This is a genomic window from Sulfurovum zhangzhouensis, assembly GCF_030347965.1.
Classification (GTDB): Bacteria; Campylobacterota; Campylobacteria; order Campylobacterales; family Sulfurovaceae; genus Sulfurovum; species Sulfurovum zhangzhouensis.
This window is the reverse complement of the sequence record NZ_JAQIBD010000004.1, coordinates 143,933-169,411: the sequence shown is the minus strand read 5'-3', so window position 1 is coordinate 169,411 and position 25,479 is coordinate 143,933. Positions and strand designations below refer to the sequence as shown.

Sequence of the window (25,479 nt, the reverse complement as noted above, 5' to 3'; positions counted from 1 at the left end):
GAATTATAGACAAAAACTCCTTTGTTGTCAAGGGTTTTTTTAGAAAAAATGTAAATTTATACAATTTTTTTTTATTTGTCTTTTATTACTTACATATATATAAACAAAATGCTTTGTTTTATTGTTTTTTTGTTTAATTAACTCTTTTATACTTACAAGACATTAATAAACTCTATGATTAATGATTTAATTGACGAAAATACAATACAATACAATACAATACTAACGGCAAATTTATCAAAAGGGGATGTATGCGATTTTTACTCGTTTTACCTACGGTGTTATTACTGACAGCATGTATGAATGATCCTGAGCCAAAAGGTTCTGATGCAGCGATTGCAAATACTCAAATTCAAGAAAATAAAACTGAAGCAAAGATTGCACAGGAAGAGTATATAAGGCTGCAAAAGGAACGTGATGCACAATAAGTGCTTACGATTAATCTTAGATTAAACAAAGAAAATTATACTAGCGTTAAAATTTATTTATAAAAGGAAACATACAATCATGGCTCTATATGATAGAAACTATAGCAATACAGTTGAAACCGGTTATGTTCAAGAAGGAACTTCTGTAAGTTTTATGAAGCAAACTTATCAGCTTTTGGCTGCAAGTATGATCGCTGCAGCTGTAGGTGCATATCTAACAATGCCTTATGCTCAAATAGTCATGCAGTATAAATGGTTCATTTTTGGTTTTGAACTCTTTATGCTCTTCATCGGTTTGGGGATGACAAGACATAAGCCGGGTCTTAACCTTGCAGCACTCTTTGTCTTTACATTCACTACAGGTGTATCACTGGTTCCACTCTTGGCAGCGTTGATCGGAGCAGGTAACGGCGGTGTTATCGGTAATGCATTTTTGATGACTTCTGTACTTTTCGGTGCATTGAGCCTTTTTGCAATCAACAGTCAAAAAGATTATGCAAGCTGGGGAAAACCACTTTTTATCACACTTATTGTTGTTGTGATCGCATCATTGGTGAACTACTTCTTGCTTCAAAGTCCTATAATGCATATCATTATCACGGCAGGTATCTTGCTGCTTTTTAGTCTCTTTACGATCTATGATACGCAAAACATCGCTAACGGCGCTTATGATTCACCTGTGGATGCGGCAGTATCTCTATACCTTGACTTCCTCAATATGTTTACTGCGATCCTTCAACTTCTAGGAATTTTTGGAAACGATGAATAAATCGGAGACTTCGGAGAAAGTTGCGCGTCTTATTGATGCCAACTTGAACCGACTCAAAGAAGGTATTCGTGTCATAGAGGATATTAATCGTTATATCTATGATGATGCCTCTCTTACTTCAGAACTTAAATCACTTCGACACAAATTACAAATCATCTATTCACAAGAGCGGCTATATTTTAGAGATATCGAAAATGATGTACAAAAAAAGAGCATTGAAAGTGAATTAAAGCGCAGCAGTGTCACGGATCTTGTTATTGCAAATTTTTCAAGGGCCCAAGAGTCTGCTAGAGTACTGGAAGAGAGTTTTAAACTCATTGACCCGGTATTATCAGAGATTGCCAAAGAGGTCAGATATGGATTATATGGAGTTGAAAAGAAGTTTTTTCTTAAACACTCTGCTACAGAGGTGTAGCATCCACAAAAAGGACTTCAAACTCTAGATAATCCAAAGGATACTCTTCCATCAAACGCTTCATCTTTTTATATCCAAGCTGTCTCTCTCCACCGCTTACACCGCTTTTTTGAATATAACGGAACATCTCTTTGACATTTGGAAAGGTTAATTGATAAGACTGCAGTATAAAGTTTGCATTATAGTACTTTGAAATCACTTTCTTCACTACTTCTTCTTGATAAATGGGTGATGTGATACCTGCATTTTTGTGCAGTGTTTTAAATGTCCCTGAGGTAAAGACCGCAAAATATGCCTTCTTCCCAATTTTAGAGAGGCAAGAGAAAGTTAGATCCAGATCTTTGCTCCATTGCAAAGCTGAAGATGAGATAACTATAGCCTCTTTGTCATGACTTAATTTATCAAATGACTCTTGTCTGTTAAAATCCACACAACATTTCATGATATTCTCTTCGGAAGGATGTAATGAAAGCATCTCTTCAGAAAGGTCAACTGCTATGAATTTATCAAAACCAATAGATCTTTTTTCAAGATTTTTAATTACAGCACCGCTCCCGCAACCAATATCTATGATGGTTGAATAATGCTTCTTTTCCAAACCGGAGACAAGCTGTTTTGCTACTTCGGCCTGTATCATATTATATTGCTCATAGGTATGCGCAAATCTTGAAAATCCTTTTACTGCACTAGGTTGTTTCTTGACTTTATTTGGCACACCTTCTCCATCTTCATCGCTATTTCATAATTTTTTAGATATAATCGCGCCATTATACCCAAAATTCATTTGGGCTACTCATATTTTAAAAAGAGGCATTAATGACATCTACACTTTTGATTATACAAATAGTATTGGCTATTTTAATTACCATTGCCGTTCTCCTTCAAAAAAGTTCAAGTATCGGACTTGGTGCATACAGCGGAAGCAACGAGTCAGTATTTGGGGCGAAAGGTCCAACTGGATTTTTAACAAAATTTACTTTTACGTTGGCACTGCTATTGATCATCAATACACTGGCACTTGGATACCTTTATACAAGTGAAAACAAACGTTCTGTAGCAGACACTATGGAGATTACATCTACAGGGAACAATACACCTGCAGTTCCTCTTACTCCAGCAGAAACAAACACGCCTGCAGCTCCTGTAGCACCTGCTCAGTAATTATTTTTCCAAGAAGATCACTCTTCTTGGCTAATCATTTGATTACTCTTCCAATATCATCAATAATCACCTTTCTCTCCACACCATGAAGTACTAAAAAAGGTAAAAAAGGGTAAAATTCCTTAATTTATACCAAGGAGCAACGATATGGTAAATGAGGTATTTGAACAGACCAAAACAAATATGGATAAAAGTATTGAAGCACTTAAGCGCGACTTTGGAACATTGAGAACCGGTAAAGTTACTACTGCTATCGTAGACAATATCAAAGTAAATTACTACGGAAACCCTACTCCACTTAACCAGGTAGGGAGTGTAATTGCAACTGATGCTACAACAATTTCCATCACACCATGGGAAAAAACACTTTTAGGACCTATTGAAAAAGCGATCCAGGAAGCAAACATCGGAGTGAATCCGAATAACGATGGAGATTTTATCAAGCTTTTCTTCCCACCAATGACGGTAGAACAACGTCAAGATATTGTCAAACAAGCTAAATCAATGACTGAGCATGCAAAAGTATCTGTAAGAAACGTAAGAAAAGACGGAAACGATAAGATCAAAAAACTTGAAAAAGATAAAGAGATCAGTGAAGATGATTCAAAAAGAGCTCAAGAACAGATCCAGAAGATTACTGATGAGCATATAGCAAAAATCGAAGAAGTTTTAAAAGCAAAAGAAGCAGATATCCTAAAGGTATAAAATGAACGTAGAGCAAGCCTACAAAGACGCAAATGCATTACTGGAAGGACACTTTCTTCTAGCAAGCGGTAACCATTCAAACAGATATCTTCAAAGTGCAAAGGTACTTGAATATCCTAAAAAAGCATCTGAGCTTACTGATGCTCTTGCGGCCATGATTAAAGAAGCAGGCATTGAGGTAGAGACCGTATGTGCACCTGCACTTGGTGGAGTACTAGCCGGATATGAACTGGCTAGATCACTTGACGTCCGTTCTATCTTTGTTGAAAAGAAAGAGGGCGGTATGGAGCTCAGACGTGGTTTTGAGATCGCCGAAGGAGAAAAGGTAATTATCTGTGAAGATATCATCACTACTGGTGGTTCAGCATTGAAAGCGGCAAAAGCGATAGAGGAACTAGGCGGTAAGATTGTTGCATTTGCTTCTATAGCGAACAGAGGATTTTGTCATAGAGAGGGTAGCGATATGGAAGCTAAGCCAGAGTGTCAACTTCCAGCTGATGTACCGTTTTTCTCTTTAGGTGATTTTACATTTGAAATCTATACACCAGAAGAGTGTCCAATGTGCAAAAGCGGAGAAAGTGAAGCAATCAAACCGGGAAGCAAAGGCTAATTCCGGTTCAACTTCTCTTTTTAATGAAAATTCAGTTCTCCGCAGAACTCACTGCTGCACTCTGCTAAGTCGAGTGTCGCAAGTCTGCTATACTCTTTTTGTACTTCTTTGATTACATCTTCTTCCGGCAGTTTTTTTCTGATAATATATCCGTTAATCGACTTGTCCATTTCATATTTTGGCTGCACGCAAACAGCTGTCCAGAAATACTGACCATTCCGTGTGATGGACTTTTCATAACCTGACCATATTTTCCCTTCATTTGCCACATCAAATGCCTGCTTGTAAAGTCCCTCAGGCATATCGGGATGAAAGCTTACAGCATATGGAAGTCCTACTATTTCCTCTTTATCATAATCAAGCATATCCCTTAAGGTACGATTGGCATACGTAATGATTCCCTCGTTGTCAATCTCGACGATCATCATTTTTCCATCATACGCAACTTTACTCTCCTGAGGAGCATCTCGCATCACCGTTTTACCTGTTTTTATATTTGTAAAGATTTCCATCTTAGCCTCCCCCCTTTCTATTGAATTATTATAAAACTAAAAGTATCATCCTTTTTGTAATATAATATCATAATTAATTTTAATGATCAATAGGATTTTTATACTGCATTTTTTATAGTGTCCTCCATATCACTGCACATTCCTCAATCACAATATCACTCTTTCTCGGCTTAATACTAAAACGTTCAATCTCATAGTTTTCTATACGGTATTTTCCATCCAAAAGGTCTATTTTATCTTCCAGTTCATACTCCAGATCTTCCAAAGCTGTTTCAACTTCAGCGACACGTTCTGCGGCCCTACTCATCTCACCGCGCTCTTTAAGTACTTTGCTACCTTTTCTAACAGCTGTGCCTATTTTAGTAGGTGTTGTTTTTCCAAAAAGCGCTCCAAGTATCGCAATTCCCGTCTCTATCATAGAACTTTGCGAATCTTCCGATTCTTTCTCAACACGCTCTTTTGCACGGGCAAGACGATCAAGAAGCATCTTCTCTTTTTTAGAGTATTGTTCCTGAAGTTTTTCTATCTCCTGCTCTTTGGATTCATTCAGGATGTCTTGCAGTCGTATAATAAAGTCTGTACGACTCTCTCCTGCTTTTGATTCCAATTTAGGTGATATGCATCTAAAAAGCTCTAGCTCTTTTGTTCGATAGAGATACTCTTCCAATGCACTTGCAGCATTCTTCAGTCCTTTATCCTCTAAAAGCGTCTTCGGCAGTGCTCCGAATTTTGCCTTTTGCGGTGCCGTGTGTGCATACACAGAAAAATCCTCGTCGATCTCTCTTGATGCTGTCCAATCAATACGCAGTTCTTTGGGATCAAGTGTAAGTTCCAAGAGATACTCATATACTTCATCGATCGATCTTCTATCCTGAAAAAAGTGGACTTTTGCCTTTGCACACAGACTTGGTACAAAATGATTTTTCTCCGTAACATCAGGGGCATAATACTGGGGAATAGTAGCATCTACTTTCTGATAAGGTTCAAAGTCCTGTCCCATAGTCTCATTGGAGAGTGCTTGACTCTTTTCACTGTTTTGTTTTAACTTCTTGCCCTGCATTAGTAGTGAAATTTCTACACGGGTAAGCGGCCCTTTAAGATAAGAGAGTGCCCATCTAGTGGTAAACAACCGGATATGATCTAAATGTGCACTTTTTAGAAAAAAGGTTCGTTTTGTAAGATGAGATAAAATGCTTCTGATCTCATTTTTTGAAAACTCAGAGTCTATTTTCCCACCAAGCCCTTCTATGACTCTATCGATATCCTGAGTAGTCTGTAAACGTCCTATGAACCATGTTCCGATATTTGATAAACCTTTATAGTCTATATCTACAGGGTTTTGTGTACTAAGTACGATACCAACGCCAAAGGCACGCGCTTGTTTTAGAAGCAACAGCATAGGCTCTTTGCTCGGCGGGTTCTTCGTAGGAGGGAAAAATCCGAATATCTCATCCATATAGAGTATTGTTTTAAGCGTCGATGTACCGCTTTGGAGTCTCATCCAAGCAATATATCTGTTAAGCAATAACGTGACAAAAAACATGCGTTCGTTATCATTAAGATGCGAGATGGAGAAGATAGCTATTTTTGCCTTGCCGTTCTCATCATAAAGCAGTTTTTGAATATCAAGTTCATCCCCTGTAAGCCATTGGGCAAAACTTGGGGAGGCAAGCAGTGTATTAAATTTTGTTGCCAGTGTAAACCGTTCTTCCTGAGGATAAAAATCCTCAAGCCGAAGGACTCCTATGTGATCAAATGAGGGACTGATGATTTTCCCGATCAAACGGTCGATGCTTAACTCCTCTTGATTCACCCAGGACTTTGAAAGTATCTGGGCCAAAAGGATATACTCTTTTGACTCCAGCGGATCAACATTCATTCCTATAAATGAAAGAAGGCCTGTAACGGTGCTTTTGAGATAAGCAGCCAGTGTATCGCTCTGTTCCATTACCTCCAAAGACGGACTTGTAAGAGAATTCATTACATTGACCGCAACACCCGCTGAACTCCCCGGCGTATAGATCGTTTTTTTAATGTCATGAAACTTCTTTACACGCTCACTATCCTGATCCCAACTTTCTATTCCCTCTTTCCATTGCTTTGCCGTTGCCTGTGCATAGGAGGTTACATCTTCGTTTTTACTGTGTGCTTCATCCGCTACCCATGGCTCAAAAGAGTTTGTACTAAAACTTGGATCACTTAAACAGAGGTTACCCATGTCTCCTTTTGGGTCTATGATGATCGAAGGGATATTATCCAGAGCGGCCTCTTCTATAATCCCGATACCCAAACCTGTTTTACCCGATCCCGTCATACCTATGATCGCTGCATGTGTCGTAAAGTTTTTATTCTTTAACAAAGTCAGAGCTTGTGTTGCCTGCATCGTCTCTTTATCAACATCTTTTCCTAAGTAGAAAAGACCTAGTTTTTCATAGCTCTTTGACATCGCTTACTCCTCTAAGTGGTAGTAAGTATTGTAACAAATTTTTTGATCGTTTAATTGGTACGGGAATCTATACTTAGAGGCTGTGCAGCGGTAGGTGTGGTTGTGTTGTTATCTTTCTTTTCAGGTTCGTATTTTTTAATCCCCTGTATCATGAATCCCATAGCTTCTTTGCTGCGTTCTTTCATTAAAACCAAGACTTTGTCTTTATCATGATAAATATCAAACAGTTCAAGGTTTTTGACCAATACATCAACTTCAACCTGCTCTTCATTACCGACCGGAAGACCGTAATTGTTTCCTTCTATACGCACAAGTGTCTTGTCCTGTTTTAAAACCACCCAACATACTTTAGCTGAAGGAAGTTCATATAGTGAATTTGCTGTCTCTTCGATACAGAGCCTTGAAAACTCATCTTTAGAGATCGTAAGATTACCGTCTGAGCCTATAATGTCTCTATAGAGGGTGTTGAGCACTTTTGTTTCTGTTTTGGCTGTTCTTAGATAATCCAACAGATGCGTGTTGGAGTCACGCAGTATTGCTACACTGTGATTCAAAGCAAGCATTACAAGTGTAAGCAATGCAATAGAGATCAGTACCTCCAGCAGTGTAAAAGCTTTACGATTCAGCACAGTACTTTATCCATCCATCAGTCCGACACGCAATGCTTCTTCATAGCTTGTTTCACCGGCTATAAGCATATCTTTGAGTTTATCGGCGATCGTTCTCATTCCTCTTAATTTCATCGCTTCACGAATCTCATGATCATTTGCGTTTTGTTTTATCATCTCTTTGACATGATCGTCAACCATAAAAAGTTCACCGATCGCCTGTCTTCCTTTATAGCCGGTAAAGTCACATGCTTTACAGCCAACTGCATGAAAATACATCTTTGCAGGATCGATATTGAGTTCTTCCGTGATATGGCTAGCCAACGGTTTAGCCACTTTACATTCAGGACAAAGCTTTCTTGTCAGTCTTTGAGCCAAGACACCAAGTAGTGTAGAAGAGATAAGGAAGCTCTCAATATCCATATCAATCAGACGGCTTAGTGCCGATGTTGAATCATTGGTATGCAGGGTAGAAAGCAGCAAGTGTCCCGTAAGTGCAGAGCGCAGTGCAATTTCTGCAGTCTCTGTGTCACGGATCTCACCTACCATGATAATATCGGGGTCCTGTCTCAAAATAGAACGAAGTCCCGCTGCAAAAGTGAGCCCCACTTTGGTATTGACCTGGATTTGAGAGATATTTGCTGCATTGTACTCTACAGGATCTTCTACCGTGATAATATTCTTATCCGGTGTTGTGATATGCTGTAGACAGGCATGCAGTGTGGTTGACTTACCTGAACCCGTAGGTCCGGTAACCAGAATCATACCGTGTGCATGGTTGAGCAGTCTATAGAGATCTCTTGATATTTCAGGCTGGAATCCTAATGATTCAAGGCTCGGGATATACTCACTTTGCGCAAGGATCCTCATTACCACTCTTTCGCCATAGTAGGTAGGCAAAACAGAAACCCTGATATCAATCGTTTTCCCCGAGATCATAATTTGGGTACGGCCGTCTTGAGGGATACGCTTCTCTGAAATATCCAAACTAGAGATAACTTTAACACGGTTGATCACGAGACTCACTATATTTTTCTCAAGATCAATATGTTTTTTAAGGGCCCCATCGATACGCAGACGCACTTCCCCTTTACGTTCACCGCTCTCAATATGAATATCACTTGCACCTTTTTGGATCGCCTGGAAAAAGAGTGAATTGACCAGTTTAATGATCGGTGCAGACTCTTCGCTGGCGAGCAGATCCTGAGATCTTCTAATAAACTCCAAAAGGTCAGCTTCAACCTCGATAAGCTCTTCAGAAGTTGTCGACATCTCTTCAAAGTCACTACCGGTCTGTATCTCCAAAAACTTGTTTTTAAGTCTGGTAAAGCTGTCTGCATCTACCAGGTAGATAGGATAGTCAAGATCAAGTTTTGAAAGGTAGTTGAGTGCATCAGCAAGACTCTTTTCCTCTACGATAGTAGCTTTATCGCCTTCAACTATACTAAAAAGCAATGAGTGCTTGATCGCTAGTTTATGGTTGATCTCCTCTTCCCATAACGCTTCTAGGTCTACATCCTGCAGACGTGAAAAATGCATCATCTACTCCTCATCCAGGATTGCCAAGTTGCTCTTTGGCTTTCTTTTTATCCTTTGGCTTGCAGGATTCTTCCCTGTACCTTCCGGAGAATTCAAAGCACCGCCTTCAAGTCCTTCGTAGACATATTCATTGTATCTTATCTGTACCTCTTCAAGTTCTGTCAGCACTGCTTTCAACTTTTTAAGGTCTTCACTCTTTCTTACGATATAAGGCGTGAGGTAAACCACCACATTCTCTTCACTCTCTGCATCCGTGTCACTGCTAAAGAGAAGTTCACCCACGATAGGGATATCTCCAAGGATCGGTACCTGTGATTCACCCTTTCCTCCAGCTTTTTTGATCAATCCTCCAAGAATGATCGTCTCTCCGTTGCTTACGATGGCATTGGTCGTGACTTTTCTCTTGGTCGTTGTCGGTCTATCTGCGGATGCAGAAGATCCAGGCAATACATCCTCTATCTCGGTCACTACCTCCAGTGTCACCTGATTGTTGCTTGAGAGACGCGGTTTCACCTTTAGGGTGATCCCTATATCCTCTCTGGAGTAATTGTTGATGATATTTCCCTGGCCCTGTGTTGTCTGTTGAGCTTGAGTCAGGATGGACTGTGTCTGCCCGACATAGATCTCTGCTTCTTTGTTGTTGGTACAGAGAATCGAAGGTTCACTGAGGATATGTGCCGCACCATTCTTTTCAAGCAGATCCACTTGCGCACCTAGTGCAAATACTTGGGAAATGTTACTATCAAATTTGAAAGGACGTGTTGTAATGGTGCTTACTCCTCCCGTAATCGGGTTTGTATATGTATCTTGAGAATTCAAGAACCCTAATAGTGTCGGAGAGACCATTAGAGAAGAAGCCCCCATATTTGCCGCTGCAGAGAAAAGCCCCTGTGAAGTAATCGCTCCGCCTTCAAATCCATAGCGCATCCCTATCTGTGAAGCCAAATTTTTGTTGACCTCAACAATACGCGCTTTCACATACACCTGTACTTTCGGGATATCAATCTTATTTACCGTTTCTCTGATATTTTTCATCTGTTCAGCCGTAGCAAGGACGATCAATGCATTTCTCTCGATATCAGAAACCACCATCGCTTTTTGAGGTCTTTCACCTTGTTTAGCAGGTTTATCTGGTGTCATACTGTTCATTTGCGAGATAAGCTGGCTCATGATCTTTTCCATCTCTTCGACGTTAGAGTTTTGGAGTCTGATCACATACATTTTTTGTGTGACGCTTTCTCCCTGAATATCAAGTTGTTTGATATACTTGATCATACGTCTTGCATTTTCCGGTTTTCCGACAAGGATAATAGAGTTTGTCGCACTGTCTTCAAAGATATCGACTGCTTCACTCTCGATAGCTTGAGGGAACAATTTTTTGGCCATGTTGTTGACATTGGTAAAGATATCTTTTGTGCTGGAGTTTTTGAGCCTTACTACTACAGAGGTTTTTTCACCTTTCTCTTCGAGGGCATTGATCAATTTAGAGATGGAAGCCAATGTCCTTGGCTGTGAAGTAATTGAAAGAACATTGTTCTCTTTGAAAGAGATCACTTCATCGCTTTTACCGAGCAATGGTTTGATCTTTGCACGGATGACCGCAGCATTGGTATTTCTCAAAGGGAACAACACAGTCCTCAATGTATCACCTTCAATACTTGAACTGACCGGTACACCTTCACCCGGGGCAGACTGGCTTTTAACAACCCTATAAAATTCACCCTGGTCCACCAGTGTCAATCCTTTGCTGCTGAGTATGACATTGGTTAATGTAAAGAGAGAGCTCTTTTTGATAGGTTTGGTAGAAACGAAGTTAACATTACCTCTCAAATCCTCTTCGATAAGAATATTCTTCTGCATGATCTTAGAAACCATCTCAACAAAATCTTTTACACTTAAGTCACGAAAATTGACCTCTACCGTCTCCTCTTCCGCATGTAACCCCACTGAAAGGATCAGTAAAATACCCAATATTATTTTAGTTAACTTCATACTCTAACTCCATCTCTTTATTGTCTCTGACGATGACCAGCGTCAGATTTTCTATATTTTGAATGTCTTTATAGATACCAAAGGCAGCATTGTAGCTGTTGATCTCTTGTCCATTAACGGACTTAATGATATCTCCTCTTTGCAAACCAAGTTTGGAAAAGTGGCTTCCTCTCCGCACAAAACTGACCTGAAAACCTTTGATCGAATCACCGTCTTTAATATCCTTGATCCCGATATCCTTAAAGATATCACCCATATTCGTTGCATAATGGGTGATCAGTGACCTGTCGATAATCCTTCTGTCACCTGCGTCTACAACTTCTCCGGTAACCGGTCCCTCTTGATCGCTTTTGGTTCTTTGAGGGGAAACACCGGCAGAACCGTTTACAGTTGTGATCGTGCCAACACCTTTGTCACTCTTTTTAGGCATGAACAGTGTCACCGTATAGAGTTTTTCGTCTTTGCTAAATGTCGCATAGTCACTTCCTGCTCCCTCCAGTACAAATCCGTTAATCTCTTCACCTTTGGACAACACTTTTGTTTTTCCCTTGTGTCTTACAGTGACGACGGTGATGTCAGAAGCACTGTAAATAGCCAGAAGGTCGATATCCTGGATACTGGCTTTTGGTGCCTCTTTAGGCCTTTCTGCTTGTTGAGGCTGATTGTCCAAAGAGATCCTGACTCTGTAATAAAGGTTTTTAGGCCCCTTGTCTTCATTGTACTCTACCCCTGAAGTAGGCAGCCATATCAATGCGACCACCACCCACACCAGCTTCACAAACACTATGGTTGCTAAAATGATCATGACCTGTCTCATAGTCTCTGGCTTAAAAAGATGTTTCATATAACCAACCTTCTCCATCTTTTTTCAGCTTTGACCTCAGCATACCGAGGTTCTGGCTCTGGGAAAACTTCATCTTGACGTGCTTCTGCATAAGATTTACTGTTCCGTCAGCTTCGCCAAATACACCACTGGCTCCAACCACGACATTCAGAGGGTTCACCACACTATAGGTCACTACAGCCTGGTCAATTTCTTTTGGCGCAAACCTTTCGAGTGAGCGATCAAGAAGCAGACCTTCTAAAGAACCTCTGGTATAAAAGAGCAGTGTGAAAAGATGTATCTCTTTGATCGTTGCGACTTTGATACCTTTTACATAGATAGAAGGCTCTTTTATACTGAGAGTGAACCAACTCTCACTGATCTTCTCAGAACTGATCTTGATATCGTTTTTTGCCAACTCCTGCTCAAGAAGATAGTACATCTCCTGTTTTGGCATCATCACGATGATGGCAAGCCATAATACGGCAATGACAGTTCCTATCTTTTTTACCATTTGCATCTTAGCTCCACATCATAGAGTGCACTCTGTTTTTTCACATCAAATAGCTGTATCTCCACTCCAAGGTTTAACAATTTTTTCATAAGGTTGTTGAACTCATCAACACTGAGACCTTGATAACTTGCGATCACCTTTTTATTGTTCTCCTGCCATTTCACTTTAGCCGGCGGTACAGAGGTTTGCAGCTCTTTTACTTTTTTGTTCAAGTTCGTATTATCCCATATTTCTTTAAGTGCGACCACTTCTTTCATCTCTGATACAGAACTCTGCAACGTCTTCATCCGCTCTTCTTCTCCGCTGATCTGCCCTTGCTTGAAAAGAAATGCACCAAGCATAATCATAAGGGAGATACCTGCGATCAATTCATTTTGATAACGCCTGAAATTCATAGTTTCCCCTCCACTGTAATGCCATCAGTGACCTTTTGAACGGTGAACTTTGCTTTTTTGGCTTCACTTTCCATCAACTTGATCGTTTTATCCTCTTTGACCATATAGTTTGCACGGAAACTTTTTTCATCGATGTGAAGTGTCTTTAGCTCTACCCCTTTATAGATCATGCCTATAAGCACTTTAACCGCATCACGTTTTTTTCTCTCGACATCATCCAGCTTACGATACTTTGTGACAATATTTTTTCTTGTATATTGGCTAGATAGCGAGGGATTTGCCGCCATCAAACTTTCAAGTTCCTGCATTCCCGACTGTGTATCTCCGCCATAGCGTACACCTTCAATAATAAACAGCACTGCTAAGAGTATGAATATAGCTGCAAACCCAAGCGACTCTTTTAAACTCAATACTGAAGCATAGGCACTCTGTATTGCAATACTTTTTTTGGGATTTGGTATATCCAGCGCAGTGTTGATCGATTCATCCTCTACTGCGGATTTCGGCATGACTACAACGATATCATTCAAAACCGCCAATACTTCCTTATCATCTAAAAGATAGGGATTTGAGAAAGAAGGTACAGACTGCTGTGCAAAAAAGAGTTTTGAAATATATTCAGGTGATAGACCTTTACTTTTAAAAAATTCGGTGATCTCTTCCAGGGCATAGGCTATAAACACCCAGTATTCACCTTCTTTAAAAACAAAGTAGTCATATGTTCTTCCCTCTGGCAACATCCCCTCAAAAAGAGAAGCCGCGATCCTTTTTGCCTGATAAGCAAACTTTATAGGCAGTATCTCTTTTTTTAGTGTATAAAACTGGGGAGTAAGCATCACATTGACCGGCTGCTTTATCTCCATTGACTGCATTGATCGATGGACCAATATAAGCTTTTTATTGTCTTCCAAGAAATTCAAAATGCTTTACCTCTCCTTTGCTATACATAAATGTAAATTTATACGGTTCATCTGCATAGGTATATATTACTTCACACTCTGCAATATCTACAAAATGTTTTGAAAAAGCCGGACTGTACTTTTCAAAATCAACGGGTTGATAGGTCTGCTTAAATGTTTGCAAGGCATCAGTCCCCGGTACCCACTCTTCTTCTACTGCGGAGAGCTCCATATCAAAGATCGCTGCAACTGCCTCTGCAGACATATAGTTCCCGTCTGTTACGTTAGATTCGGTGGTAAAAGAAAAGTATTTGTCCCAAGGTATACTACTAACCACAGGATCATCCGCTTCGAGTTGATACCTATCAATGATATGTGCAAACTGTTGATAACTTATTATACCTCTTTTTTGCAGGAGTCTACTATGAAATTTATGTTCAAATTCACCTTCTTTTCCTATCTCTTCAAGCAACATCTCTTCGAGCATCACCGGATCTGATAGATTGTACATAGCAGTAATCGAATCAAAAATTTTCCGGGTTATATCATAGTTTGGAATCATTTTGGTATCATTTTCCAATCCAAGCCAGTTGATATTGGCACCATTGGCAAGAGGACGGCACCCTACCGTCATAAAAAAGTTCTCCTCTTCCGTAGAAAATGGAATAGGTGCCTGATAGAGCGTAGAGAAAAGCAGCTCTTTATCCTTGTCCTTGAATTTTCTAAAAATATTCACAATGTTTCCATAATAAACATTTGCCTGAAGCAGAGATGAAGTATCCCTGGAGTCTTTCTGTACACTTCCCAATGCAGTGACCAGGGTACCCACGAGCACCATCATAACTGCAATAGTGATAAGAGTGATTAAAAGGGCTACACCTTTTCTCTGTCGGTAAAAGCAGGGTTTATCCATATAAAAGCTCTGTTGAAGTAGAATTTGTTCGCAATTTTAGTTATTATAACAAAAGAAATAATGCAAGGACTTAATAGTATGAAGAACCAACCGAATCTAAGAAACGCTTTTTCATTGATTGAACTACTGATCGTAATTGCAATTTTGGGACTACTTGTTAGTATGGTCGCACCATCATTGATGGATTCAGCGGATAAAGCAAAAAGAGATCAAGTATGTATCCAAATGGCAGAGGTCAACAAAGCTTTAGATATGTTCAGACTGGACAACGGTAGCTTCCCTGATACAGAAGAAGGTATTGAGGCACTTCTGTCAAACCCGGATGCTGACAAATATCCAAACTATCGTCCTAAGCCATATATGGAACGCCTTCCGAAAGATGCATGGCAAACACCTTTTATCTATATCAATGAAGGCGGGAAAATAGAACTGATCAGCTTCGGAACCGATAGAAAAGAAGGCGGTGAAGAGTATGCAAGTGATATTTTCTATACCAAAGAGTGTCAAAAGTAGTAAAAGCGCACTATGCAAACATTTCGGAAAGGATTTACGCTTATTGAACTGATGATCGTAATCTTTCTGATCGTATTGATCTATGCTCTGGTTTTCAGCTACTTCAGTGAAGAAGAGACGAAACCCGAAGCCCTTACTCCGCTTACGCTCAAAGCATCACTGGCAGATGCAGGGATGCTGAGCGGGCAAACTACACTTTTATGTACCGACAAATGCAAGACCTGTTATCTCAGACAGGGCCTTCAAAGTGACTTTAAACTCTATGAGAACGCAGCAAATCTCCAAAATTCAGAGGTCTATCTGCTCGATACCTACAATGATCTCTCTCTTGCCGAGTATGGCAGGTATGATGATAAAAAAGTTTGTCTGCAACTCGACTTTTATCCAAACGGCAGCAGCACCAAAGCAGTCCTCAAAACGCCACAAGGTATCTTCTATCTGCCTTCCTATTTCGGAAAACCGCAAGAAGTTGAATCGCTTGAGGCAGCTAAAGATCTCTGGCTAAAGGATACCAAACTGGTAACTGGTACAGGAGATTTTTACTAATGCGTTTTACAACAATAAAGCAGCAACGTGCAGGATTCACACTGATAGAGGTGATTGTCTCGGTAATGATCATCTCGTTTGTCGTAATGTCACTCATGGAGATCCAATCAAGAAGTAAAGATAATGCCGTCTATTTGTCACAACGTAATAAAGCTGCTTTTCTTGACTCTTTTTACCTGCTTGATGAGAGTTCGAAGTATCACAAAAAAAACAAGAATGCCTATGAACTTGTTCAGCCATACTTTAAGAACATCGATGACGACAGCAAAGATATCCTCAAAAAAATCTCCAGAGATATCATCGTACCCGAACCTATCGCGGTACCTGCTCCGGAAGAGAGTACTGTCAAAGCTGAAGTGACCAGGATGATCCTTAAAGACCAATACTCTTCAAGCTATTTTCAATTTAAACTGAATTCATTTTAGAAAAAGATCGCAATAGTAAAAATGTTTATTCCTCTTAGATAAACAAGCTATAATGCTAACACTAACTAACTACTCCAAGGATGCTCAAACAAATGCTTTTTAAGTACAAAGGATTTGATAACACCGGTAAAAAGGTCAAAGGTACAGTGACGGCTGCATCACATGAGGAAGCAGCACAAAAGCTCCGTGCACAAAACATCTATTATGAGACTTTGGCCCCTACACAAAAACTCTCCTTGGAGTCTTTTGCAAAAAGAGAGATGCCCGGTGAACTCCTTAGTGCCTTTGCCAAAGAGCTCTCCTCTTACCTCAACTCGGGCATGACAGTACTCACGGCTATCAAACTGCTGGAAAACCAGCATGAAGGGGAGAAGAAATATGTCTCTTTTCTCAATTCGCTCAAAACAATGATCGACGAGGGGAAATCTCTTTATAATGCACTGCATGCCCAAAAAGTCTATGCATTACCGGAGTTTTTTCTGCAAAGTCTCAATGTAGCAGGACAGAGCGGGAAGATGGTTGAAGTGCTTATCAATATGGGGAATTTCTTCTCCGCACAGAACAAGGTCAAAAAGCAGGTGGGAAATGCCATGGTCTACCCTCTCTTTATCTTCATCGTAGCCATAGGAATGACTGGTTTTCTGATCTCTTTTGTCGTACCCAAGATCGTTGGTATCTTTGAAGACAACAATCAGGAACTTCCGCCTATCACTCAGTTTGTCCTGGGGATCAGTCATTTTTTGACAGAGCACTATATTGCTCTTTTTGTCGGGTTTCTGATGGCAATCACCGGCTATAAACTTGCCTACAAATATTTTCTTGTGTTCCATCGATTAATAGATAGAATGTGGCTGAAGGTTCCCGTCATAGGAACGCTTATACAAAACCATGAGCTTGGACGTTTCTCTTATATCCTCTCACTGATGTTGGAATCAGGGGTTTCCTATGCCCATGCGGTAAAGCTCTCTACTGCGACATTCGGCAATATCGTGCTCAAAGAACTTTTTGAAGCAGCTTCAGTCAAGGTGATGGAAGGTAACAAACTTTCCAATGCTTTACACATCACTAAGGGATTTAAGCCCAAACGTAACTTCATGCAGTCACTTGCCCTTGGGGAAGAGTCCAGTGAAGTGGCTCATATTTTAAATAATATCTCGAAACTTTATACTGAAGAGAATGAAGACAGACTCAAACTGCTGCTTAGCCTGCTTGAACCGGCAATGATGCTCTTTATCGGACTCATTGTCGGTGTTATCGTGGCTGCAATGCTCTTACCGATCTTCAGCATGAGCCTTGCAGGAGCATAAAAAATGGTTAGAACCCTTTTAAAAACTGCCTTTTTATCCTCGTTATTCTATATCCCTTTAAATGCAGACTTTATCGGTGGAGAGCTCTCTGTGGGAGTATATAGCCATACACCCAAGGGATATGCGGCCTATGATATTTACGGTATGGAGAGTAAAACCTCTATAGAGGATACACTGCACTGGACAGAGTCACAAGATCTATTCTTCAAAGCTTACCTCGAGCATCCCCTACCTGTCATTTCCAATATAAAGCTCGAATACAACGATCTCTCCCATCAAGGCTCAGGACCGGTCAGCGGCTTTACCTGGGGAGACATCAGTGACTTTACCGGGGACCTTAGCAATAAACTTGATATGCACGCTTTCGATGTAACCTTATATTATGAACTCATCGATAACTGGGCCAGCCTTGATACGGGATTGACGCTGCGACATGTCTATGGAGATATCTATGTAAAAGCCGGCAATATGTTTATGACACAGGAAGAAACGATTGATTACGATACATGGATCCCGATGATCTATATGAAGGGACGTTTTGATGTGCCGACCACTGATATTACATTTCAAGCCGAGCTCAATGCGATCACCTTTTCAAGTTCTACCATGTATGATGCACTCTTCACGATGCGTTATACGGCAGTAATGGGTCTGGGGATCGAAGGTGGCTACCGTATGATGCATCTGGATGATAACGAGCTGGCTGCCGGTCTTGCACTTGATGTAGATTTCAAGGGACCTTACGCAGCCGTGGTATGGGACTTTTAATGAGCACTAAACACAAAAAACGATTTAGGGATATCAAACAGAAAAAAGAGCACAACGGGCCATTACAGGCTGATGCAAAGTCTTCTTTCTCCTATCCGTATGCTTCACTCGGTGATAAGATCAAAGCATTTATCACCGATAGCTTTATGCTCTTGATGCCTATTATGTATATCGTCTTCTATCTTGTGATGGGAGGTAGAGAAGCTTTCGGCGAGCATAAGCTTATAGGATGGATCTATATTCTTGTCCCCTTCGTGGTCGTACAGACACTCTTTTTAGCTAAAAGTGCTCAAACTCCAGGTTACAGAGCCTACAATCTTATGCTGATCGATGTGAGTACTGGTGAGAAGCCCTCTCTTTTCATTATTTTATTTAGAAACCTTTGTGCGATACTCTCTTTTTTCTCGATCATCGGATGGGTGATGATGTTCTTTAGAAAAGATAGAAAAACCCTGCATGATCTGCTTAGCAACACGGCCGTGATCCATAAACCATGACACAAACCTATCCTATCAGAAGCCTCTTTGCACTGCTGATGAGTGCGTATTATTTCTTCTATTTTGCAGGGGTAGGTGTCTATGTCATCTTCATGCCAAAGGTGCTAACAGAGCTTGGATATACTGCCTTTGAAGTTGGGATCATCTACATGGCAGCACCGTTTATGCGCTTTTTGCTTCCTTTTGCCTTTCGTCATTTCTTGACCTTGACCCCTAGGATCTATATCCTTTCACTGATTTTCACACTGATTGCCACAATACTTTTTATTGCAACTGCACACTCCTTTTGGCTCTATTTGCTTGCCAATCTCTTTTTTGGGGCAGCCGTAGGTGTCTCTTTGCCTTATGTCGAGACCATCGCACTCTCTTCTTTACAAAAAAGTGACTACGGAAAAGTACGTCTTTGGGGCTCACTCGGCTTTACAGGTATCGCACTTTGGCTTGGACGCGTGCTGGAGACACCCGAACAGGCATTTTACTACCTCAGTTCGGTAAGCTTTATCACCCTGTTTTTTGGTGCAATGCTTATACGCTACGATCAGGCACCGCGTACTTCAGGCGAATCCGACAAAAGTTTTTCACTCTCCAAATACTGGGCATTCTGGCTTTCGGCTTTCTTGATGCAGGTAGGATTCGGTGGATTTTACAACTTCTTTACTATCTATGAAACCGCACATGGTGTTTCCCTTGAAGTGACCAGCTGGATGTGGAGTTTTGGCGTACTTTGTGAGATCGTGATGCTCTATTTTCAAGGGCCTTTACTTCAGCGTAATCTACTGCGTATTTTACAGTTTGCCATGCATATCACAGCACTACGCTGGATGATCCTTTGGCTCTATCCTGATTCGCTGACCCTTACCTTTGCTTCGCAGTCACTTCATGCCGTAAGCTTCGCACTCTATCATACTGCTGCGATCACCTATGTCTATTCACTCTATACACAAAAGAAACTCGCTCAACAGTTTTTTCTGGGTGTGGCCTTTGGTCTTGGCGGCTCTGTCGGGGCATTCATCTCAGGAAAACTGTACGGGGAACACCTCTTTTTGTATGAAGCGATCATCACACTCTTTGGAGCAGGAGCACTCTACATCCACCAAAAACGCAGAGAGAGGATAGAAGCAGATGTATAAGATGTCTGTGATTATCTTTGCCGGCGGCAAAAGTTCACGTATGGGAAAAGATAAATCACAACTTGCATTTGCAGGCTACTCTTCACTCAGCGAGTATCAATACCATCGCCTGGGTACACTCTTTGAAAAGGTCTATCTCTCGGCAAAGTCTGATAAATTTGAATTCGGATGCGAGGTGATCGCAGACAACTATGAAGTACATTCACCCCTTGCAGCACTCATCTCCGTGTTTGAAAAGCTGGATGTCCCCGAAGTGTTCATACTCAGTGTGGATGCGCCGTTTGTCGATGAACATGTGATTGACACATTGATGAATGAAGAGAGAAAAGAGTATGACATTGTCATAGCTGAAAGTCCCAATGGGTTGGAACCTTTATGCGGTATCTACAGACGTTCTATATTGCCTGAGGCGACAAAAATGCTCAAAAGCGATAATCACCGTCTCACCACACTACTTGAAAACGTAGAGACAAAAAAGGTGAGGTTTACCGACAAAGAGCCGTTTTTAAACCTCAACCATCCCGAAGAATATCAAGAGGCCTTACGAAGACTTCTCTAGATCTTTTACCACATCAAGTGAACATTTTTGTTCTTCGATCATCTGCACCATAAGTTTACGTGAGAAGAAAACGAATTTTTCAAACAGTGAACTGTGGTATTTGTCTTTGTGGTGGATCATCAAAAAATCTCTTTTACAGTCAAAGTTTTTCACAGGTACATGGAAAAGCTTACCGCTTTTGAGCTCATCTTCCACAGCGATCTTAGAGATACAGGTTAGGCACGAACGGTTGTTGAGGATACTCTTGATCGACTCGGTATGTCCAAGCTCCAAAAAGATATTAAGACTGTCTACTTTCTCTTTGATGTAGTCAAGGAATACTTCTCTGGTCCCTGAACCTTCTTCTCTCAGTACCCAACGGTTATTAGCGATCTCATCGATAAACACTTCTTTTTTAGCAATTTCCTTATCTGCAGTGACTACGATCAGGTCATCGATCCCGATCTTCTCTTTTACGATATCCGATCCCGATACAAAACCTTCTACAAATCCGATATCGATCGATCCTTCCTCGATCATCTGCGCGATCTCTTTTGTGTTACCTTCTTTAAGTACGATCTTCACCTCAGGATAAGCGCTCATATAGCTACAGATAATTGAAGGCATCAAGTAATCCACGATCGTTGTACTGGCCCCTACACGGATCACTCCTTTATTTTCAGAGTTCTTGAATTCAAATTCTATATCAGAAAGCTTTCTATATATAGGCTCTATCTCTTTATAGAAAGCTCTTCCCACTTCATTGAGCACCAACTTTTTATTGATACGGTCAAAAACCGGTCTTCCCAAAATATTTTCAAGTTCCTTGATAGACATAGAAATTGCTGATTGACTAAGATTCATCTCTTTTGCTACATTGGTCAAGTGACCTGATGCAACTACATTGATAAATATCTCCATCTGCCGTAATGTTAATTTCATAATAAATTTCCCTTATAATATTTATAATTGATAATATTTAAAATTTAGTTCAATTTTATTGATTTTGAAAGTATACCCAAAAATCAGTATAATTCCATGAATAATAAAAAATTATGAAGGAAGCTTATGCCTTTTTCTCCAGAAAAAAGAAAAGATACGATCAGCGGTATCTTGTTTGTAGCGATCTTTGCGGCTGCAGCGACATTTATCTCCCAATTCCCTGCTGTACAGGCAATGGGTATCTCTCCACTTGTCATCGGTATCGTGATCGGTATCTTCTATGCCAACACTCTACATAACAAGACGCCTGAAGCATGGCAGGGAGGGATCACTTTCTCGGCGAAAAAGATCCTCCGTTTTGCAATCGTCTTCTACGGTTTCAGACTGACTTTCCAAGAGATCATTGATGTAGGTATGGCAGGATTCCTTGTTTCTCTTATCATGCTGGCTTCTACGTTTATCCTGGGTACATGGTTGGGTCATAAGATCTTTGGTATGGAAAAAGATACTTCTATGTTGACTGCCTCTGGAGCATCAGTGTGTGGTGCAGCTGCGGTACTTGCGACAGAGCCTGTACTGAAGTCTGAAGAGTATAAAGCAGCGATCGCTGTATCTATGGTGGTACTTTTCGGTACGATCTCTATGTTCCTCTACCCGGTACTCTATAGTGCGATCATTGAACCGGCAGTTGGATTCTTGCATATGACTGCTAGAGAGTTCGGTATCTATGTGGGTGGTACGATCCACGAGGTTGCTCAAGTTGTTGCTGTTCCTGCTTCTATCCCAAATGCACCTAAAGAGATGGCAGATGCAGCCGTGATCGTTAAGATGACAAGAGTGATCATGATCGCTCCGATGCTGATCATCCTTGGTATCTACTTAAGCTACACTGCTAGAAAAGAGGGTGGTGCAGGTGAAAAAGTAAAACTTGTGATCCCTTGGTTCGCAGTTTACTTCATCGGTGTTGCAGGTTTCAACTCACTACACCTTGTACCTACAGATATCGTAAGCGTGATCAACGAGATCGATACGTTCCTACTTACGATGGCGATGACTGCTCTTGGTATGGGAACACGTTTTGCGAAGTTCAAAGGACTGGGACTCGCACCGATCTATACAGCATCAGCAATGTTCGCATGGCTGGTGATCGGTGGATTCATCGTTACTAAAGCGATTTGTTCAGTATTCTAATAACATTCCCGACATTAGTCGGGAATCCCCTAATAAATTTATAACTCCCCCTAATCGCTTTATCCATCAATACACCTTCGTTAAACAATCTAACATAATGGAGATTTAAAAGGATGTCATATTGTCATATTTTTCAAAAAAGCATGAAGAGATTAAACTTCCGTTGTGAACTTTGACTATAATATCAACAATATAGACTTTTAAGATAAAGGATGAAACTTGAATTACATTACAGAGGCCATGAACCGGGCTAAATTGACTAACTGTCAGTCCGACATTACATTTTTTCAAGCATTAGAAGAGGTACTCACCTCGATCAAACCTGTTATAAAAGAAAATCCAAAGTATCTTGAGAACAATATCATCGAACGTATCATCTATCCAAACAGAGAGATCCGTTTTAAGATCGAATGGCTGGATGACAAAAACAACATTCAAGTGAACAACGGTTACCGTGTACAGTTCAACAATGCATTGGGTCCGTACAAAGGAGGTGTACGATTTCATCCATCAGTGAATCCTGATATTCTAAAGTTCCTTGCTTTTGAGCAGATCTTCAAAAATGCTATTACCGGGTTGCATATCGGCGGTGCAAAAGGGGGAGCGGACTTTGACCCTAAAGGCAAAAGCGATAAAGAGATCATGAAGTTCTGTCAGGCATTTATGACAGCCTTCTATAACAGTATCGGTGCGGATATCGATATCCTCGGTGGAGATATCGGTGTGGGTGAACGAGAGGTCGGCTATCTCTTTGGTCAATACAAAACACTGACCAACAGTTATGACAGTATCATCACATCCAAACCTATCGCTCTTGGCGGAAGTAAGGGAAGAGCCTCAGCAACCGGTTATGGTCTGGTCTACTTTACGCAAACACTGCTTGAGGATATGGGAGAGACACTCAAAGGAAAGATCTGTACCATCAGCGGAAGCGGTAACGTAGCGATCCATGCCATCGAGAAGCTTTATGACATCGGTGCCATTCCGGTAACCTGTTCAGACTCAAAAGGCACCATACATGATCCTAACGGGATCGATCTTGCCCTGCTTAAACAGATCAAACTGGTCAATCGTGCTTCTCTGGAAGACTATGCAGAAGAGAGAAAAGCAGCCACATATGTCAAAAGAGAGGATTATGAAGGCGGAAGTTATGTATGGAGCATTCCATGTTTTGCTGCCTTTCCTTGTGCAACACAGAATGAACTGGGAGAAGAGAGTGCACAAAAACTGATTGATAATGAGATAAAGATCATTGCTGAAGGTGCAAACATGCCTACAACGCCGCAAGGTATAGAACTCTTCATGAAAAACAAAATCATCTTTGCCCCGGCAAAAGCAGCGAATGCGGGTGGTGTAGCAGTATCAGTCCTAGAGATGAGCCAGAATAATTCACTCAACTATATGAGTGCTGCAGAGGTCGACGAAAAACTTCAGGGCATCATGTCAAAGATCTATAAAGATATCAAAAAAACCTGTGATAAATACTCATTAGGTCTTGATCTGGCTTCCGGGGCTAATATCCTTGGATTTAAACGTGTAGCAAATGCATTGATCGCACAGGGGGTATAATAAAAGGATCGTGCAAAGAGAGCTTTGTTCTCTCTTTACAATTTTATCTCTTCGTTATGAGTTAGGAGACTTTTTGACGTTTTTTCCACTCTTTTTCAAAACGTTTACGTTTTGTAAATGAGAGTTTTTCTACAAAGACCTTTCCATCCAAATGATCCATCTCATGTTGGATCGCAATAGCAAGAAAGCCGTCATTTTCAATCGTATGTGATTGACCGTTTCTATCCAGGTACTCTACTTTGACATATTGATAGCGTTCTACATCATCATAGTATCCGGGAACAGAGAGACATCCCTCCTGATACTTTGTAGCACCGCTCTTTTCTATAATCACAGGGTTGATCATCTCTAAGGTATTTTCTCTTAGCTGTGCATCATTTTCATTAGGTTCATTAATGATCAGTATCCTCTGATCGATGCCTACCTGGATTGCAGCAAGACCTACACCATTGCTTTGAATCATTGTATCGTACATGTCATCCAGCAGATCATGCAAGGCACCGTTAAATGTTTCTACCTCTTTAGAGACAAGCTTTAATCTCTTATCCGGATATACGACAATCTCTCTAACCATACCTTAGTTCTCTCCTCCATGCAACAAGTTGCGTGAGCTCTCTGCTGAAGAGAACCCAGTGTTAACGTAGTAATAATGGACTTTGTTCATTTTGCGTCCTATTTTACGAAAAACTTTTTTCCAATACTTTGTCGATCAGACCGTACTCTGCAGCTTCTTCTGAAGACATAAAGAAATCTCTATCTGTATCTTTTTCTATCTTTTTCAGTGTCTTTCCTGTCTGTTTTGCCAAGATCTCATTGAGCGTGTCTTTCAGCCTTTGGATCTCTTTTGCCTGGATCTGAATATCTGTAGACTGTCCTTGAGCTCCACCAAGCGGTTGGTGGATCATGATACGTGCATGCGGCAGTGCATAACGTTTACCCGGAGTCCCTGAAGAGAGTAGGAATGCACCCATAGAGGCTGCCTGCCCCATACAGATCGTCACAACATCAGGTTTGATGTAGTTCATCGTATCAAAGATCGACATTCCCGCTGTGATCACACCACCCGGTGAGTTGATATAGAAGTAGATATCCTTGTCAGGATCCTGTGCTTCCAAAAATAGCATCTGTGCAACGATCGTCGAGGCTACAGCATCGTTTACCTCGCCACTTAGCATAATGATACGGTCTTTAAGCAGACGTGAATAGATATCGTATGATCTTTCACCTCTACCGGTCTGCTCTACAACATATGGGATATAACTCATTTGGTCACCTTTGTTAAGTATATAGTTAAGTATATTACTAAAAAACTAGTTAACTATAC

At 40.7% G+C, this 25,479-nt stretch carries 30 protein-coding genes; 16 read left to right on the top strand and 14 right to left on the bottom strand.

Annotated elements, in window-relative coordinates; translation table 11 throughout:
* The first annotated feature begins 251 nt into the window (after positions 1-251).
* The 3 genes from PGH07_RS10640 (at position 252) to PGH07_RS10630 (ending at position 1,612) form a co-directional block, all read left to right on the top strand.
* Positions 252-428 (top strand): hypothetical protein, encoded by a 177-nt coding sequence (locus tag PGH07_RS10640; RefSeq protein WP_289414464.1) that lies wholly within the window; start codon positions 252-254, stop codon positions 426-428.
* Positions 429-507: 79 nt separating this feature from the next.
* On the top strand, positions 508-1,197 hold the full coding sequence (locus PGH07_RS10635) for a Bax inhibitor-1/YccA family protein (RefSeq protein ID WP_289414463.1): 690 nt from the start codon (positions 508-510) through the stop codon (positions 1,195-1,197).
* On the top strand, positions 1,190-1,612 hold the full coding sequence (locus tag PGH07_RS10630; protein WP_289414462.1) for a thiamine-phosphate pyrophosphorylase: 423 nt from the start codon (positions 1,190-1,192) through the stop codon (positions 1,610-1,612). The genes PGH07_RS10635 and PGH07_RS10630 overlap by 8 nt, the downstream gene beginning before the upstream one ends.
* On the opposite strand, the gene PGH07_RS10625 is transcribed toward PGH07_RS10630, so the two are convergent.
* Entirely contained in the window at positions 1,599-2,327 is a 729-nt protein-coding gene (locus PGH07_RS10625; protein ID WP_289414461.1) for a methyltransferase domain-containing protein, read from the bottom strand. The genes PGH07_RS10630 and PGH07_RS10625 overlap by 14 nt on opposite strands.
* Before the next feature lie 101 nt (positions 2,328-2,428).
* On the opposite strand from PGH07_RS10625, the gene secG reads away from it, so the two are divergent.
* The 3 genes from secG to pyrE all read left to right on the top strand — a co-directional run bounded on the left by secG (position 2,429) and on the right by pyrE (position 4,088).
* The gene (gene secG, locus PGH07_RS10620; RefSeq protein WP_289414460.1) at positions 2,429-2,773 is read left to right on the top strand and encodes a preprotein translocase subunit SecG; all 345 of its coding nucleotides are present in this window, start codon (positions 2,429-2,431) and stop codon (positions 2,771-2,773) included.
* A gap of 147 nt (positions 2,774-2,920) precedes the next feature.
* Positions 2,921-3,478, top strand: coding sequence for a ribosome recycling factor (frr, locus tag PGH07_RS10615; RefSeq protein ID WP_289414459.1), 558 nt, complete (start codon positions 2,921-2,923; stop codon positions 3,476-3,478).
* 1 nt (position 3,479) lies between these two features.
* Positions 3,480-4,088 carry an orotate phosphoribosyltransferase gene (gene pyrE / locus PGH07_RS10610; protein WP_289414458.1) on the top strand — a complete coding sequence of 203 codons (609 nt, stop codon included), beginning with the start codon at positions 3,480-3,482 and terminating at the stop codon, positions 4,086-4,088.
* A 20-nt stretch (positions 4,089-4,108) separates the two neighbouring features.
* Here the strand turns inward: pyrE and PGH07_RS10605 are convergent, their stop codons facing one another.
* The 10 genes from PGH07_RS10605 to PGH07_RS10560 form a co-directional block, all read right to left on the bottom strand.
* Positions 4,109-4,600, bottom strand: a complete 492-nt coding sequence (locus PGH07_RS10605) for a PAS domain-containing protein (RefSeq protein WP_289414457.1) — start codon at positions 4,598-4,600, stop codon at positions 4,109-4,111.
* 112 nt (positions 4,601-4,712) lie between these two features.
* Positions 4,713-7,046, bottom strand: a complete 2,334-nt coding sequence (locus PGH07_RS10600) for an ATP-binding protein (RefSeq protein ID WP_289414455.1) — start codon at positions 7,044-7,046, stop codon at positions 4,713-4,715.
* 50 nt (positions 7,047-7,096) lie between these two features.
* A complete protein-coding gene (locus tag PGH07_RS10595) occupies positions 7,097-7,675 on the bottom strand; it encodes a PulJ/GspJ family protein (RefSeq protein WP_289414454.1) in 579 nt (192 codons plus the stop codon).
* Positions 7,676-7,681: 6 nt separating this feature from the next.
* Entirely contained in the window at positions 7,682-9,193 is a 1,512-nt protein-coding gene (locus PGH07_RS10590) for a GspE/PulE family protein (RefSeq protein WP_289414452.1), read from the bottom strand.
* 3 nt (positions 9,194-9,196) lie between these two features.
* Positions 9,197-11,185 (bottom strand): type II secretion system secretin GspD, encoded by a 1,989-nt coding sequence (gene gspD, locus PGH07_RS10585; protein WP_289414448.1) that lies wholly within the window; start codon positions 11,183-11,185, stop codon positions 9,197-9,199.
* Positions 11,172-12,029, bottom strand: a complete 858-nt coding sequence (locus PGH07_RS10580) for a PDZ domain-containing protein (protein ID WP_289414447.1) — start codon at positions 12,027-12,029, stop codon at positions 11,172-11,174. Before PGH07_RS10580 ends, gspD begins: the two co-directional genes overlap by 14 nt.
* The gene (locus PGH07_RS10575; RefSeq protein ID WP_289414446.1) at positions 12,013-12,528 is read right to left on the bottom strand and encodes a hypothetical protein; all 516 of its coding nucleotides are present in this window, start codon (positions 12,526-12,528) and stop codon (positions 12,013-12,015) included. Before PGH07_RS10575 ends, PGH07_RS10580 begins: the two co-directional genes overlap by 17 nt.
* Positions 12,516-12,917, bottom strand: coding sequence for a hypothetical protein (locus PGH07_RS10570; protein ID WP_289414445.1), 402 nt, complete (start codon positions 12,915-12,917; stop codon positions 12,516-12,518). The genes PGH07_RS10575 and PGH07_RS10570 overlap by 13 nt, the downstream gene beginning before the upstream one ends.
* Entirely contained in the window at positions 12,914-13,837 is a 924-nt protein-coding gene (locus PGH07_RS10565) for a hypothetical protein (protein ID WP_289414444.1), read from the bottom strand. Before PGH07_RS10565 ends, PGH07_RS10570 begins: the two co-directional genes overlap by 4 nt.
* Positions 13,815-14,729: a hypothetical protein gene (locus PGH07_RS10560; RefSeq protein ID WP_289414443.1), complete on the bottom strand. Its 915-nt coding sequence runs from the start codon at positions 14,727-14,729 to the stop codon at positions 13,815-13,817. The genes PGH07_RS10565 and PGH07_RS10560 overlap by 23 nt, the downstream gene beginning before the upstream one ends.
* Before the next feature lie 78 nt (positions 14,730-14,807).
* Here PGH07_RS10560 and gspG point away from each other — a divergent pair, with 78 nt between their 5' ends.
* From gspG to mobA, 8 genes are all read left to right on the top strand, one after another.
* Positions 14,808-15,242, top strand: a complete 435-nt coding sequence (gene gspG, locus PGH07_RS10555) for a type II secretion system major pseudopilin GspG (RefSeq protein WP_289414442.1) — start codon at positions 14,808-14,810, stop codon at positions 15,240-15,242.
* A 12-nt stretch (positions 15,243-15,254) separates the two neighbouring features.
* Positions 15,255-15,788 carry a type II secretion system protein gene (locus tag PGH07_RS10550; protein WP_289414441.1) on the top strand — a complete coding sequence of 178 codons (534 nt, stop codon included), beginning with the start codon at positions 15,255-15,257 and terminating at the stop codon, positions 15,786-15,788.
* A complete protein-coding gene (locus tag PGH07_RS10545) occupies positions 15,788-16,213 on the top strand; it encodes a type IV pilus modification PilV family protein (RefSeq protein ID WP_289414440.1) in 426 nt (141 codons plus the stop codon). The genes PGH07_RS10550 and PGH07_RS10545 overlap by 1 nt, the downstream gene beginning before the upstream one ends.
* Before the next feature lie 92 nt (positions 16,214-16,305).
* A complete protein-coding gene (locus PGH07_RS10540) occupies positions 16,306-17,520 on the top strand; it encodes a type II secretion system F family protein (protein WP_289414439.1) in 1,215 nt (404 codons plus the stop codon).
* Positions 17,521-17,523: 3 nt separating this feature from the next.
* Entirely contained in the window at positions 17,524-18,288 is a 765-nt protein-coding gene (locus tag PGH07_RS10535) for a TIGR04219 family outer membrane beta-barrel protein (protein WP_289414438.1), read from the top strand.
* Complete coding sequence (locus PGH07_RS10530; RefSeq protein WP_289414437.1) at positions 18,288-18,785, top strand: RDD family protein; 498 nt, start codon at positions 18,288-18,290, stop codon at positions 18,783-18,785. The genes PGH07_RS10535 and PGH07_RS10530 overlap by 1 nt, the downstream gene beginning before the upstream one ends.
* Positions 18,782-19,915 carry an MFS transporter gene (locus PGH07_RS10525; RefSeq protein WP_289414436.1) on the top strand — a complete coding sequence of 378 codons (1,134 nt, stop codon included), beginning with the start codon at positions 18,782-18,784 and terminating at the stop codon, positions 19,913-19,915. Before PGH07_RS10530 ends, PGH07_RS10525 begins: the two co-directional genes overlap by 4 nt.
* Entirely contained in the window at positions 19,908-20,474 is a 567-nt protein-coding gene (gene mobA, locus PGH07_RS10520; protein WP_289414434.1) for a molybdenum cofactor guanylyltransferase MobA, read from the top strand. The genes PGH07_RS10525 and mobA overlap by 8 nt, the downstream gene beginning before the upstream one ends.
* Here the strand turns inward: mobA and PGH07_RS10515 are convergent.
* A complete protein-coding gene (locus PGH07_RS10515; RefSeq protein ID WP_289414432.1) occupies positions 20,457-21,395 on the bottom strand; it encodes a LysR family transcriptional regulator in 939 nt (312 codons plus the stop codon). The genes mobA and PGH07_RS10515 overlap by 18 nt on opposite strands.
* 126 nt (positions 21,396-21,521) lie before the next feature.
* Between PGH07_RS10515 and PGH07_RS10510 the strand changes: the two genes are divergently transcribed.
* Together PGH07_RS10510 and gdhA are read left to right on the top strand one after the other, a co-directional pair.
* Positions 21,522-22,586: a YeiH family protein gene (locus tag PGH07_RS10510; RefSeq protein ID WP_289414431.1), complete on the top strand. Its 1,065-nt coding sequence runs from the start codon at positions 21,522-21,524 to the stop codon at positions 22,584-22,586.
* A 219-nt stretch (positions 22,587-22,805) separates the two neighbouring features.
* Positions 22,806-24,155 (top strand): NADP-specific glutamate dehydrogenase, encoded by a 1,350-nt coding sequence (gene gdhA / locus PGH07_RS10505; protein ID WP_289414430.1) that lies wholly within the window; start codon positions 22,806-22,808, stop codon positions 24,153-24,155.
* A 61-nt stretch (positions 24,156-24,216) separates the two neighbouring features.
* Here gdhA and def read toward each other — a convergent pair whose 3' ends face one another.
* Positions 24,217-24,729 carry a peptide deformylase gene (gene def, locus PGH07_RS10500; RefSeq protein WP_289414429.1) on the bottom strand — a complete coding sequence of 171 codons (513 nt, stop codon included), beginning with the start codon at positions 24,727-24,729 and terminating at the stop codon, positions 24,217-24,219.
* 103 nt (positions 24,730-24,832) lie between these two features.
* On the bottom strand, positions 24,833-25,420 hold the full coding sequence (gene clpP / locus PGH07_RS10495; protein WP_289414428.1) for an ATP-dependent Clp endopeptidase proteolytic subunit ClpP: 588 nt from the start codon (positions 25,418-25,420) through the stop codon (positions 24,833-24,835).
* Between the last annotated feature and the right edge of the window lie 59 nt (positions 25,421-25,479).